The following is a 13,586-nucleotide window of genomic DNA, read 5'->3' on the forward strand; positions in this document are numbered from 1 at the left end:
CCCTTCACTGATAACTCGCTTTCGCTGAATTTTGAGGTGGGGGTCTTACTGCCCAGCAAATAACGGGATAAAAAAATCATCCTTTTTTCTTAAAAGAGGATGATTTTTTTATATTTATTAACACTCAAATATGCTACTACTTTTGAAGAGTAAATTGGGCAACTATTTGTTTTAATTTTCCTGCTGCGTTATGCATATGTTCAATTGAAACCGAAATCTCTTGAACAGATTTTTCTTGCTGTTGAATAGACTCTTTTACCCTATCAGTTCGGTCAGATGATCTTTGGGAAATTTGAGCCATGTCTTCTGCAGAAGCCGAGATTTCCTCACTACTCGCTGCAATTTCATCTGTAGACATAGATACCGTTTGAATTTGCTCAGATACTTGCTGTACTTTTTCTGTAATTGTTCCAAATACTTTTTCTGTATGCATTACTACTTGTGTACCTGCCTGTACCTCATTATCTACTTTCCCCATCATATGTACCGTATGGTTCGTTGTTCCCATAACTTGAGTAATAAGATTCTCAATTTGTTTTGCAGAATCACTAGATTGTTCTGCTAATTTCCGCACTTCATCTGCCACAATTGCAAATCCTCTACCACTTTCACCAGCACGTGCAGCCTCAATTGCGGCGTTTAATGCTAATAAGTTAATCTGGGAGGTAATACCTTGCATAACATCAATGATTTTAACAATTTCTTCTGATTGTTCTTTCATAGTCTCTACTTGTTTCACACCGCTATGTACCGAATTTTGGATTGTATCCATCTGTTGAATCATTTGTTTCATTAATTTGTTACCACTCTCTGCATCTAATGCTGATTGAGCAGATAATTCATTTACAGAGGATGATGTATTGACTATACTCTGCATTCCTTGCGTCAACTCTTCCATCGCACCCGCAGTTTGTTCCATTGCTTGCATTTGACTCTCTGCACCATTTGCAACTTCTTCAATATCCATAGTGATTTTCTTCGCTGCACTACTAGATACTTCTGATGCAGATACTACTCCGTCTGCATGTTGGAATAAAAGCTGAATATTATTCTCTACTTCTTGCATATTTGTTCTTAGCCCTGCAATCATCTCGTTAAAATTACTTACTAATACACCTAATTCATCCTTAGCAGTATAATCACCATGTACGGTTAAATCTCCTTCTTTCGCTCTTTCCATCATACGACTAACCGTTTGTAAAGGAGCAACTATGAGCTTGCTAATAATATAACTTACTATACATATAACGATTGTAGTAACTACTACAAGAATGATAAAGGTAATAACGGAACGATCAATCATTTTTTGAGAATCTTTAAATACTTGGTCAGCTAAATTTGAAACATACGATTCTAGATCCACTGCATAACCAGCTAACTCTATTCCCTTCGGTTTTAATTCCTTCTGAAATTCATTTACCATTTGTGGCTCATTTGTTGCCTTCGCCTTTTCAAATAATTTTTTATATGTATCTTTATAACTTGGCAAAGATTTCTTCATCTTCTGAAATAGTTCATCCTCTTGCTTACTTAAATTAAAACCATCATCATATTCTTTTAATAAAGAATCATATTTTTTAAGATCCTTTTCAATATTATCAATTATCCCCTCTTTATTTGCCACTTCATTTTGTGATGCCGTAATTAATTCTAGTAAGTTATATTCTAATGAATTTTGTGTACGAAGCATTCCTTCTAATAAAATTGCAGAATATTGATAATCATCTACTACAACCTCTGTATCGTGCTTAATCTTATTAATAGAATTAATTGCTACACTGCTCATAATTACCATACCTAAAACTGCTAATGAAATAAGCGCTAATAATTTATATTTCACTTTTAAATTTTGTAAAAAATACATTTTTCCACCTTTATTCCTTTATATATAGATTTTTAGAATTTTATAGCTTATTATTTACAAAATCGTAATAAAAAGCAATGATAAATATTCCCAATATGAAACTTATATCTCTATAAAAAAAGAAGTAGCTATCATGCTACTCCTTTTTGCTTTGTTTCTCATATTGTTCAAACGTATGAATTCTTTCAAAAATTGGTGGGTGCGTGTATAAGAAAAATTTTACTAACGCAGGCGGATTTACTTGGCTTAAACTTGTTTTTGATAAATATTGAAAAGTTTTCACACCAGATTTCCCATCCTTCGTCATATTTAAAGCATATTGATCTGCCGCTCTTTCTTCTATACGTGAAACGTAGTTTGTTGCTGGTTGTGCTGCAAAAGAGAGGACAGAAGAAATTAAGAAAAATAAAGGTAAAATGGAGAAACATGCTACTTTTGAAATTTGCAATGTATCTCCCCATTTGCGAATACACATATTTATAATACGACTAATTAAAAACATACCTATAAACGATAGCAATACATAACTTGCAACGCCAAAATATATATGTTTCATAACATAATGCCCCATTTCATGGGCCATTATAAATAAAATCTCTTTATCTTTTAACTGCTTAAGTGTTGTATCCCACATTACAATACGGGCGTTAGGGCCAATTCCTGTTACGTAAGCATTTAATGTATTCGTTTTTTCTGACATATTTACTTCATATACGTGTTTAGCAGGAATGTCCGCTTTGTCTGCTATCGCTAAAATTTTCGTTTCTAATTCTTTATTTTTCAGCGTCGAGAAGTCGTTATACAGTGGATCAATAACGACAGGCTGTATGAATGTTAAAAAGATTGTAAATGGAACAGAGAGCGCCCATCCTGCGAGCCACCATCTCTTCGGAAATTTACGGATAAGCCATAATAGAACGGTAACTACGATTAACATAGTCGCATAACTTTCCCAAAAACCGATAACATGATCTTTTATCCAGCTTTGTGTACTTTGTGTTGAAATGCCGTAATCAACGGACACTTTCCGGCCAATCCATTGCATCGGTAAGGCAAGCACTGTTGTCAATAATGATAAATAAAAGAAATAAATCGCAACTTGCAAAACACTTATTTTAGTCGTTTCCTTCGACCATTTCTCAAACTTTCTTGAAATACCTAGCACAAGTACAAATAATAAAATAATCCATTCAAGAGGCGTCGCTAAAAAGTATAGTAAATTTTTCACGCGCGAATAATCTTGGCTTAGCGTAAGCTCTCTCGTACTCATAAACGTTTCTGGATCTGCACTCGTTCCCTTATACATGTCCGGAATAAGTTCATGATTCCATCCAAATAAATACCAATATATAAGTAACGCAAATCCAACGTACAAAAAAAGCGACCAACCGATAACCTTCTTCACGCTATTCCCTCCTCTATGCTGCCTGTCTATTATTATTGTAAGTTCGTACACGCTAAATTAGAACAAGCTTATTATGTGAATTGCTCTGGATCTTTTTATTTACATAAAAAAACTCTTCTACATAAGAAGAGTTTTACCTATCTTTAAACACTTTCTTCGGTTCACAATCCGTAATAAGGATCACACTTACAAACCAACACGCACCCTACTTGCTTTTTAGATAAAATAAAAAGCCTCTTTAAGGAAGTACATCTATTAATAAACTAAAATCTTGTAAAGAGAAAGAACTATATTTCATAATACCCTGTACAGCTAAAAGTAAAACAAGACCGATCACACACATATAGTTAACGCTTTCTTCATTCTTTTTTTCAGTAACCACTCCACCACTTATACATAAAATCCCTAGCAAATGGAGCGCTAAATACATGAAAAAATAAGCTTCCTCCCAGCGCAAAATAACATTCACTGTCGTTATTAACACTAGACTAAGTAAAATCAAATAAAAAAACTTATTTGATGATATCGTTTCATTCATATAATTTTATACATCCCTTTCAAATTTCGAATTAATGATGTTTCAAAGCTATAAAGTAAATGATTGTTTTCATACCATAAAACAAAAGAAAAGCCACCATTACTTTCTCGAATACTTTATGAATCCACATATACTTCTCTTCATTCTTTTTGAAGATGCGCTTCATCATTTCTTCTACAATTAGACCAAATATTAGTAAAACCCCGAACACAATAAGAAGAGAAATAATATTTTCTTTTAAATGAGTACTAGAAAATACGTAATACTCTGGAAACACAATCGTATCTACTACAGGTTGAAGCCAATGACAAACACTTCTATCACACATCTCTGTAATAGACGTAGAATCTATAATGTCTTTTAATATTTTTTCAACCGTCTTCTTCATCTTATTTACTCCCGACTACATCTGAAAAGCTCTTTTTCTGCTCTGCATATATAACTGGCACTTCTTTACTCCAATATTTGCGATTAACAAATAAAAAGATAAGTACTAAGTTTAATCCTGTTATAAAAATAATAAGTCCAGGAAAGAATGTCGTATAATTTGAGAAATCGGCAAAACTCATAATTTTTTCTCTACTTATTAGAAAAGACGCACCTATTACAAATGCATTGTTTAACATATGTATTGCAATTGGCATGAGTAAACTTTTCGTACGAATATATACGATTGACAATACGATGCTGAATATGGCTGCACCGAGGAAATCAACATGTAACAACGCAAACAATATTGCTACAACGATGGTCGCTATGCTCGTTCCCCATTTTGTTGCAAAACGTTGAAGTAAAAATCCGCGAAAAACAAATTCCCCGATAATTGGTGCGATGAATACGACCCTAATGACTTGAGATACATATCCCCCAGTACTATCTACAATTGGTTCATGCAGGGCGTTCATAATAAAGTCCGGTGTAATCCATGCAAAACTATACATATACAAAATAAGATACCCGTAACTAAACATGCATAACATAACCGTAATGTATAAAACTTGTACCAAGTTAAATGTTTCATTTTTATTAACAAATAATGAAAATGAAATGTGGTGCTTTCTATACTCATAAGAAATCCATACCATCGGAAGGATATAGAATATAAGGATATTTATAAAAGAAGAATTTTGTATATGAAATATACTTGTTAGCAAATCGCCACTACTTCTCGCTATTAAAATTAATAGTGCAAATACAATTAAAAAATATCTAGCTCGCATCACTTGAAACGGGTTCACACTCATCTCCTCCCCTATGTTACTTTTATCATATCATTTGATTCTTAATTTTTTGCGAAAGAAAACCTTAAAATTTCCTTAAAAATTCCATAAGTTACAAAATGATGATATGATATTCGAGAAAATTAGGAGGGATATTTATGTACCAAGCAAATATTTTACTCGTTGATGATGAAACAGCAATTTTACAATTACTAACTACCATTCTTGAAAAAGAAGGCTTTTCTCATATTACAACTGCAACATCAGCTGAAATAGCTTTATCTCTAACTAAGCAAAACAATTACGATTTAATTATTTTAGATGTAATGCTTCCTGGACAATCTGGTTTTGATATTTGTCCAATCATTCGCCAACAAACAGATTGTCCAATTTTCTTCCTATCAGCAAAAGCATCTGATTTAGATAAAATATCCGGATTTTCATACGGTGCAGATGATTATATTACGAAACCATTTAATCCATTAGAAGTAGTAGCACGTATGAAAGCACAGCTTCGGAGACATATGAAACAAACCGTACCACACGAACAAAAACCACACTCAATTTCATTTGGAAGATTTGAAATTGATCAGCACTCTGCAGAACTAACAGTAGATGGGCACATTGTCGAATGTTCTGCTCAACTCTTTCAACTACTACTCTTCTTTTGCGAGAATCCGAACTACGTATTTTCGAAAGAGGAAATATATGAAAAAGTTTGGGGAGCACCTGCCTATAATGGCGATGACAACACTGTTATGGTCCACATTCGAAAACTACGTGAAAAAATTGAACACGATCCAAGTAAACCAGAATATATAAAAACCGTTCGCGGGCTTGGTTATAAGTTCGTTACAAAGTAGGGTGACGATATGAATTTTAATAAACGACTTATTATTCAATTTATCATGCAACACGTTTTTGTTTTAGTTACATTACTTATCGCTGTAGTTGCTGCTTTTACTTATTTAATTTTTCTTCTTACTAGTACTTTATACGAACCTAACATTCCGGATTCTGATAGTTTTACAATTTCAAGATACATCTCTTCAGAAGATGGGCATATTTCGTTACAATCTGAAGTGCAAGATTTAATAAAGGAGAAAAATGATTGGCTCCAAGTTGTAGATGAAAACGGAAAAATCCTCTACCACTTTAATACACCAAATGGTGTTCCGGATGCTTATACGAAGACATCTTTAGTCGCATATATACAGCATCATATCGAAAGCAATTATAAATTTACATATTGGGAAATTGAATTAGAAGAAAAGAAAGCACTTGTTATTTATGGTGGTATGTTAAAAAGCAATGCGTTACTGACAGCAATTCAAAAGGAGCATTCCTCTTTAACGATGGATTCGTTCGCATTAACAGATCAAGAAAAACAGTTACTGTCTAAAGAAAAAGCAACACTTCAAATATTTAATCAAAATGGCGAAGAGGTTTTTTCCTATCCAACTGGAAAGAAAAAAACACTTTCAGCAATACAAATTGCCCTTAATGAAAAAGAACCGTGGAATCATAAAGAAAACACGTCTAGCTTTTACGATGCAAATAGTGGCAACCTTCTCGTTGTAACTGCAAAAAATGAGCACTACTATCCAGATGACGAAATTGAAGATGTATTTACTAAGAAGTTTCTCATCGGATGCGGATTAATCCTTCTTATCGTATTTGTTTATTTAGTCATTCTTTCTATTTGGTACGGTAATAAATTCGGGAAACCGTTATTACATGCGATGCGCTGGCTAAAAAATATCGCTGGTGGAAAGTATGAAGAACCTATTAGTAAAAAAGGAAAACCCGTCAGGTTCCGGCGATCTGGTAAAGAAAAATGGTCATTCCGTTTGTTTAGAGATGTAACAAGTTCACTAGAACACCTTTCTATTACACTCAAAAAAAATGATGCGATGAGGCAAGTACTCCAGCAAACACGAGAAGAATGGATTACCGGTCTAACGCATGATTTAAAAACACCACTTAGCTCTATATATGGCTACGCATTATTACTCGAATCGAATCAATATAACTGGACTGATCGTGATATTCAGCAATTTGGTAGTGTTATGAAAGAGAAATCTCAATATATGACGACATTAATTGATGATTTAAGCTTAACGTATCAATTAAAAAATAACAGCCTTCCTGCCCAACACGTAAACGTTGAAATCAATCAGTTCGTTCAAAAAGTATTATTGCAATTTATTAACAATCCAACACTCCAAAATCAAAATATTGAATTCGTACCGAGCTCAAATAAAATTCAATATTTCATTGAAGAAAAATGGTTTCAGCGTATTATCGAAAACTTACTCGTAAACGCGGTAAAACATAATAACGAAACAACTACTGTCATCGTAAAACTATCACAAAACGCTAATTCCTTTACACTCTCCATTTCAGATGACGGAAAAGGAATGGATGAAAAAACGAAAGAACTTCTATTTGAACGATATTACCGCGGAACAAACACAGAAGAAAGCAACATAGGAACTGGACTTGGCCTAGCCATTACAAAACAGCTCGTTCATGCTCATAACGGAACAATTTCCGTTGATAGTGCACTCGGAAAAGGAACGACGATTATTCTTGTGTTTCCGTTTCGTTCGTAGGAAAGACGCTATGTGGCGTCTTTTTTTCTTTTCTGGGAGAGTTTTGCGGTAATTGAAATTATGCAGATCGTTTTTTTGGGGGTGTTTTAGCGGTATATGAAATTATATCGGCGATTTTTTGAATATATCGGCGCAACTCGAATTATATCAGCGATTTTTTGAATATATCAGCGCAACTCGAATTATATCAGCGATTTTCTAGATATATCGACTTACCGACAAAAACCGACAATACTAACCTACCTCCCTACTATACAAAGTAAAAATAAAACTATTAACAAATACATTTCTAAACTGTTATACTATAAATAGAAGTATAAACTAACTAAGTTTTGCATAAAATGAAGTAGACGAGGTGCTTCCAACACCCCGTCACTGCAACTAATTACCGTAAGATGGAAGGTTGCAACTAAAGCTTATTTGCGCTTAGAAGACTTCCCACGCTTCGCAGGCAGACGGGTGGTCTTCTTTTTGCGCTTTTTTTGCCGTTAATTTCTTAAATCCCAAAACTATACCTTCTCTAGCTATAGTTTTTGTGATTTCCAACAAAATTTGCAAAAGAAATTCCATACGATTACACCTCCTTTCTTCACCAAATGAAGAAAGGGCATAACCTTCCACCCGCAATATTTAATTGCTATTTTATTTTACCATTTTCATATGTATTACAGATAAAACAATACAAATTTAACAATCCACTTATAAAAAAAGCGAACCATCTCCCAATGATTCGCTCTTACCCTATTATTTTTTCTTCACCGGTATCCAAAGCTCTACTTGTGCAAACTCACTCTTATCTTCGTGGCAACGCTCATCGTACAGTTCAAACTCTGTAACTCCGCAATGTTCATACCCTGAATGCGGGAACCATTCTGAGAATACTGCATTCCAAGTTTGGTGAATAGACGATACCATTTCTTTATGAGGAACTTTCGGCGTTGTAAATACTGCATATGTTGCTGCAGGGAAAGTACGCTTTGCAATTTCATTTGGTACATTTTCAAAGTCTGTAACTTCCATTCCAATAATATAAGTGAAGTCCCCTGTTTCTAAATTAAAATCAGTACATAATCCAAGCTCTACCCATTGGCTCGTATCTTTACGATTCGGAATCGTTGTTCCAAGATCTTTTTGTAAATATTCTTGCCAAAATGCTGGGATGTCTTGATGGTTTTTCCCTTCTTTACTTGTCGTCTTCAGTTCATAACCTGCCATTAAAAATTCTGGTTTATTTACAATACGATATTCCATTTGTATGCCTCCTAAATACGGATTTAATTTTCTTTGCTTTACATTCACGCTGTAATACATCGGTGTTTCAATTTCTTGTTTTCGATATTCACTCGGGGTCATTTGAAATAATTTCTTAAAGGCTCTCGTGAACGTTTCGTGAGATTGAAAGCCATGCTCAAATGCGATATCAATAACTTTTTCATCCGTATGAGAAAGTTGATAAGCTGCCCGGGCTAACCTCCGCTTTCGAACATACTCCATTACTGTATCACCTACTAATGCCTGAAATACACGATGAAAATGCGACTCAGAAAAACCTGCAATACGTGCTAAATTACGCAGCGTCTGTTTTTCCATTACATCTTCCTCAATATAATCAATTGACCTTTGAATTTGTGTTTCATAGCTTTCCATCTCTGTTCACCCGCCTTATATGTATTATGATAAAAGAGAATCCTATCCAATTCTTGACGTTTTTTACTATAATTCCATAAAAAATTGTAACTTTTTTATATGTATTTCGTTGTTATGTATGAAGGGAGGGAAATGTAGTGAAACGCAAACAATCATTAGAAGACATTTACTCCGAGCATATGCAAGATTTATTTCGCTATCTTCTCTCCCTAACCGGAGATTCCCACTATGCGGAAGATCTCATGCAAGAAACCTTTTACCGAATGCTCGTCCATATTGATTATTATAAAGGAGAAGAAATTAGGCCGTGGTTATTTACAATAGCCTACAACGCCTTTATCGATTGGTATCGAAAAGAAAAAAAGTATAACACAACTACAGTGGAAGAATTCCATTTACCAAACGTGCCAAGTACAGAACATGAATATTTCGTAAAACATGAGATTGCTAGTTGGTTAGACAGTTTATCTTCTCTTCCGCTCGAAAGACGAAATGCCCTTCTACTACGAGATTACTATGGATTCTCCTATAAGGAAATAGCAGAAATGACTGGTCTCTCATTAGCGAAAGTGAAAATTGAATTACACAGGGGACGAAAAGAAATAAAAAGCATAAAGGAGTGATACAGATGGGCTGTGCAGAATTTAAAAAACTATGGAAGAAGTATGAAAATGGAACGCTCACGCATGATGAACAAGAACTGTTAGAAAGTCATATTGAGTCATGTGAAGAGTGTGAAGCTTACTTAGATGAGCTGTTAACAAAAACAGAACCAATTAAGAAAAAGTTACCTCCAAAAGATATTAAAATTCCTTTTTGGAGAATTAAGTGGAAACATCGTTTACAAACGTTTGGTTTTATATTATCAATTTGCATCGTTATCTATATAATCGGCGGGGTATTATCAGCCTTTTATTTTCAAGGTAATAATGATAAAAGGCTAAAAGAAATTAGAGAGGTTCCTTCTCTTGCACTTGAAGCAACTATCCCAAATAGCCGCGTTATGGGAGGCGGAACAAGTGTAGAAGCTTTTTTCCGTACGAATAGCCAATTTGATTTAGTAAGAACCGTCGGTAAAAAAGAAATGCCCCTCGGTACAATAGAAACAAAAAGCTTCTTATCATCTGTAGATATCACGAAGCAAACTTGGATGAATCCGTTCTATCAACCAAAACTCTTCTTTGTTCATCCAAAAACAGAGCAGGGTGATTATTTAAAGGATCCATCAAAAAAAGTATGGGATACACTTGCAAAAGTACATGATGGAACCGTTGCAGAAGTAGCAATTTCTTTTGATAAAGCTTACACTTTAAAAGAATTAGAACCGCTTTTATATAGCATATTCGAGGCACAAGAACTCCCTCCAACTCCTGTATGGTACGCTTTAGATACAGGACAAGAAAGAAAAAATGTAGATGACTATATCCTACATGGCGGAGAAGCTATAGGCTTTCCAGAACATGTAAGATTCCTCGATAATGAAACTGACGGGCAGAAAACGCAAGAAGACAAAGTAACCGAAATGATGCGCGTCCTTTCTATCCATAAAAAAACGGTAAGCAAAATAGCAGCGCTTTCTGAGAAAGAACTAAACTTAGATAAACGTTATCAATATGTAAAGGATAACGGTGTAAAAGTATACGGAATTGTTATTACTGGCCCATCGAAAGAGTTATTAAAATTACAAAACTCCCCGCACGTACGTTATGCGACTCTTGGAGATATTGAGATTTGGAATTGGTTTGATCATTAATAAAAAAGAAGTAGCGCTCTAAAAACGATGCGCTACTTCCTTTTTAATTCGAAATCACTTTCACATACATCCCTCTCACCGCTTTTTCATAAGCAATATCACTCATCTGTCTTATGTTTTCTGACACAACAGATGCTGGAATAACTTCATCTTCACGAAGTAACGGCGGATCAATAAGACGCACTTTATTTTTCTGATGTAAATCAAAATCGTTTCTATCTTCTTTTACTTTTACATTTCGATGAACTTTGCTTAATAAAGCTTCTACTTCGGGGTCATTACATTGTTGCAATTTCGAAATAAGCTCCTCATCTTCAAGAAGAAAATCATCTGCATGAATAATCCTTTTATGAAGAGCTACCTTTAACGTTTTCGCTAACATATCATTTCCGTAAATATTCATTGGTTCCATAAAGAAATCGATTACTTCCTTGTAATACGTTTCTGTAAACCATTCTGCCATTTCGACACTTTGAACAACCATTTTCCCATCTACAGCGATGACATCTTCTAAAAAACTGTGAACTTCTTCTAAAGAAACATACCCATATGTATACATATCTCGTAATGTATAATCCACTCTGTCTGCGCATAATTCTGGTGCTGACCTTTCGAGTAACGTCCATTTCGAATCATCTAACAAAATATCTTCATAGTTATAACCATACTTCGCAAGAATCGCTGGAATTTCTGAGTTTTTCACAACAGAACTAAATATCTCTTCATGATAACTTTCATCTTCATTATCAAAAACGTAATCAATCACATGAGAAAAAGCAGTATGTGATACGTCATGTAGTAAACTAGCGATCTGTTCTTCTACTGAACCACCTAGTTTTTTCACTAATAACATAACACCAACTGAATGATCAAAGCGCGTTACATTCCATTTCTCGTTCATTAAGTAACTTGCGCCTGCTTGATGAATTCCCTTTAGTCTTTGCATAGACTTACTTGAAATTAATTCTTCTACTACTTGATCCACTTCAAATTCTCCGTATAGTACATCTGATATGATCACTTACAATCCCCCTTTATTTTAATCGAGTCTTATAATCTTATCTCTTTTATGAAATTAGCACCAACATAAATATTTATTGTTATTTGTTTTTATTTAAAAAAATAGAGAGCCATCAGCTCTCTATTTCATAACCCCTATTCAAATGTAACTTCTACCTGCACAATTTCCGACCTACTACCAAGTCTAAGCGGTGGTCCCCAGAATCCAAATCCAGAAGAAACAATTGCGTGGAACGCGCCTTTTTGTGCGTATCCCCAGTCTAGCTCGTACATTCTTCTCGTTACAATATGATTGGGCGCCATTTGTCCGCGGTGTGTATGACCGGATAATAATAAATCTACACCTGCCGCTGCTGCTTGTTTCAACTCAAATGGCTGGTGATCCATTGCGATAACAGGCATCGATTTATCTACCGTACTCATTAATTGTTCAAAGCTTTGACGATCTCGCTCTGTTTTATCTCTTCTTCCAACGAGATAAAAGTCATCTTCAATTGTAATTACTTCATCTAAAAGAATACGAATATCAATCTTATCCATCTCTTGTAAAAACTCCGGAACCGCTCTACCGTAGTATTCATGGTTTCCTAATACGCCATATACGCCTAATGGTGCTTTCATTTGTTTCATGATTGGTCCCATATTCTTTTGAATGAACACACCTGGATGATCATCGATAATATCACCTGGTAGCAAAATAATATCGGGCTCCATCTCATTTACATGACGAACAAGTCTTTTTAAATGCGAAACGCCAGACAGTTTACCGAAATGCATATCAGAAGCCATCGCCATGCGTAAACTTTTACGCCCCTCTACCTTTTTCGGTATGTGCACCTCGTACTTTCTTACTACCGGACTATACGCATTAAATACTCCATACGCAAAGATAAAGATAAATGCAGCTATCACAGCCGCCCCTGTCCAAATAATTGCCGCTTCTTTCTCTACTGAAAACTGTAAAAGAAAGACCATAATATTAGCTAATGGCAACAGCATAAGCGCATATTGTATAACTGCAAACCAAATCGAACCTATCGTTCGCAGAAATGGCAAAAACTTAAACACTTGCACGAGAATGTACGCATATGAAATAAATGCAACTATGAAAGCATAATATCCCCAAGATTCCCAGCCAAATACCGCATGAAGCCAAACCCATCCGTTCCAGCCGATGTAAAACATAAGTAGTGTGTATATAATTAATATGGTAAATATATTGAGATAACGAAGATTCTTCACAGCCAGCCTCCTTATTGATTTCTTCTATTATAACTTGTTATGCACTTATAACGTAAATATTAAGCGCTTCAATCTTCAGAATAAGAACATTGATAAACATATTGTCTTAAAATTTTTAAGAACGGCTGTAATGGACATTTTTGAGTCTTAAGTGTTGGATGAAATTCTATTATCTTTATCCTTCAAAACTCATCTATGCAATTATGCATAACCATCCATTCCGTTTTATTTTCATGTTACGATATAAATGTAATACGACATATATCGACAAAGATAAAAGGA

13 protein-coding genes and 2 pseudogenes are annotated in these 13,586 nt (G+C 34.7%); 5 read left to right on the plus strand and 10 right to left on the minus strand.

Going from position 1 to position 13,586, the window contains the following annotated elements:
• Positions 1–136: 136 nt before the first annotated feature.
• The 6 genes and pseudogenes from ACTFR8_RS17670 to ACTFR8_RS17695 all read right to left on the minus strand — a co-directional run bounded on the left by ACTFR8_RS17670 (position 137) and on the right by ACTFR8_RS17695 (position 5,045).
• Positions 137–1,090: a methyl-accepting chemotaxis protein gene (locus tag ACTFR8_RS17670; RefSeq protein ID WP_409194079.1), complete on the minus strand. Its 954-nt coding sequence runs from the start codon at positions 1,088–1,090 to the stop codon at positions 137–139.
• Positions 1,085–1,864: pseudogene (locus ACTFR8_RS17675) on the minus strand (MCP four helix bundle domain-containing protein); the annotation flags it as partial. The gene ACTFR8_RS17670 and the pseudogene ACTFR8_RS17675, both read right to left, overlap by 6 nt.
• A gap of 136 nt (positions 1,865–2,000) precedes the next feature.
• Positions 2,001–3,269, minus strand: a complete 1,269-nt coding sequence (locus tag ACTFR8_RS17680; protein ID WP_252209874.1) for a M48 family metallopeptidase — start codon at positions 3,267–3,269, stop codon at positions 2,001–2,003.
• Between the two features lie 238 nt (positions 3,270–3,507).
• A complete protein-coding gene (locus ACTFR8_RS17685) occupies positions 3,508–3,807 on the minus strand; it encodes a DUF2101 family protein (protein WP_001006050.1) in 300 nt (99 codons plus the stop codon).
• A 31-nt stretch (positions 3,808–3,838) separates the two neighbouring features.
• Positions 3,839–4,195, minus strand: a complete 357-nt coding sequence (locus ACTFR8_RS17690; RefSeq protein ID WP_000754344.1) for a hypothetical protein — start codon at positions 4,193–4,195, stop codon at positions 3,839–3,841.
• A 1-nt stretch (position 4,196) separates the two neighbouring features.
• Positions 4,197–5,045, minus strand: a complete 849-nt coding sequence (locus ACTFR8_RS17695; RefSeq protein ID WP_001067986.1) for a CPBP family intramembrane glutamic endopeptidase — start codon at positions 5,043–5,045, stop codon at positions 4,197–4,199.
• Between the two features lie 140 nt (positions 5,046–5,185).
• Here ACTFR8_RS17695 and ACTFR8_RS17700 point away from each other — a divergent pair, with 140 nt between their 5' ends.
• Entirely contained in the window at positions 5,186–5,890 is a 705-nt protein-coding gene (locus ACTFR8_RS17700; protein ID WP_000283864.1) for a response regulator transcription factor, read from the plus strand.
• A 9-nt stretch (positions 5,891–5,899) separates the two neighbouring features.
• Positions 5,900–7,642, plus strand: coding sequence for a sensor histidine kinase (locus ACTFR8_RS17705; RefSeq protein ID WP_252209872.1), 1,743 nt, complete (start codon positions 5,900–5,902; stop codon positions 7,640–7,642).
• A gap of 426 nt (positions 7,643–8,068) precedes the next feature.
• Here ACTFR8_RS17705 and ACTFR8_RS17710 read toward each other — a convergent pair whose 3' ends face one another.
• Positions 8,069–8,212 carry a hypothetical protein gene (locus ACTFR8_RS17710; RefSeq protein WP_009327236.1) on the minus strand — a complete coding sequence of 48 codons (144 nt, stop codon included), beginning with the start codon at positions 8,210–8,212 and terminating at the stop codon, positions 8,069–8,071.
• A 174-nt stretch (positions 8,213–8,386) separates the two neighbouring features.
• The gene (locus ACTFR8_RS17715) at positions 8,387–9,289 is read right to left on the minus strand and encodes an AraC family transcriptional regulator (protein ID WP_000446844.1); all 903 of its coding nucleotides are present in this window, start codon (positions 9,287–9,289) and stop codon (positions 8,387–8,389) included.
• 137 nt (positions 9,290–9,426) lie between these two features.
• On the opposite strand from ACTFR8_RS17715, the gene ACTFR8_RS17720 reads away from it, so the two are divergent.
• Both ACTFR8_RS17720 and ACTFR8_RS17725 read left to right on the plus strand, forming a co-directional pair.
• Complete coding sequence (locus tag ACTFR8_RS17720) at positions 9,427–9,912, plus strand: RNA polymerase sigma factor (RefSeq protein ID WP_061113667.1); 486 nt, start codon at positions 9,427–9,429, stop codon at positions 9,910–9,912.
• A 5-nt stretch (positions 9,913–9,917) separates the two neighbouring features.
• The gene (locus ACTFR8_RS17725) at positions 9,918–11,042 is read left to right on the plus strand and encodes an anti-sigma factor (protein ID WP_252209870.1); all 1,125 of its coding nucleotides are present in this window, start codon (positions 9,918–9,920) and stop codon (positions 11,040–11,042) included.
• Positions 11,043–11,085: 43 nt separating this feature from the next.
• Here ACTFR8_RS17725 and ACTFR8_RS17730 read toward each other — a convergent pair whose 3' ends face one another.
• Both ACTFR8_RS17730 and ACTFR8_RS17735 read right to left on the minus strand, forming a co-directional pair.
• Positions 11,086–12,063 (minus strand): HD domain-containing protein, encoded by a 978-nt coding sequence (locus ACTFR8_RS17730; RefSeq protein ID WP_252209869.1) that lies wholly within the window; start codon positions 12,061–12,063, stop codon positions 11,086–11,088.
• A gap of 134 nt (positions 12,064–12,197) precedes the next feature.
• The gene (locus ACTFR8_RS17735; RefSeq protein ID WP_097855563.1) at positions 12,198–13,304 is read right to left on the minus strand and encodes a metallophosphoesterase; all 1,107 of its coding nucleotides are present in this window, start codon (positions 13,302–13,304) and stop codon (positions 12,198–12,200) included.
• Between the two features lie 34 nt (positions 13,305–13,338).
• Here ACTFR8_RS17735 and ACTFR8_RS17740 point away from each other — a divergent pair.
• A pseudogene (locus tag ACTFR8_RS17740) lies at positions 13,339–13,452 on the plus strand (TetR family transcriptional regulator); the annotation flags it as partial.
• Positions 13,453–13,586 lie beyond the last annotated feature (134 nt).

This window comes from Bacillus cereus group sp. MYBK15-3 (assembly GCF_051916765.1).
GTDB lineage: Bacteria > Bacillota > Bacilli > Bacillales > Bacillaceae_G > Bacillus_A > Bacillus_A cereus.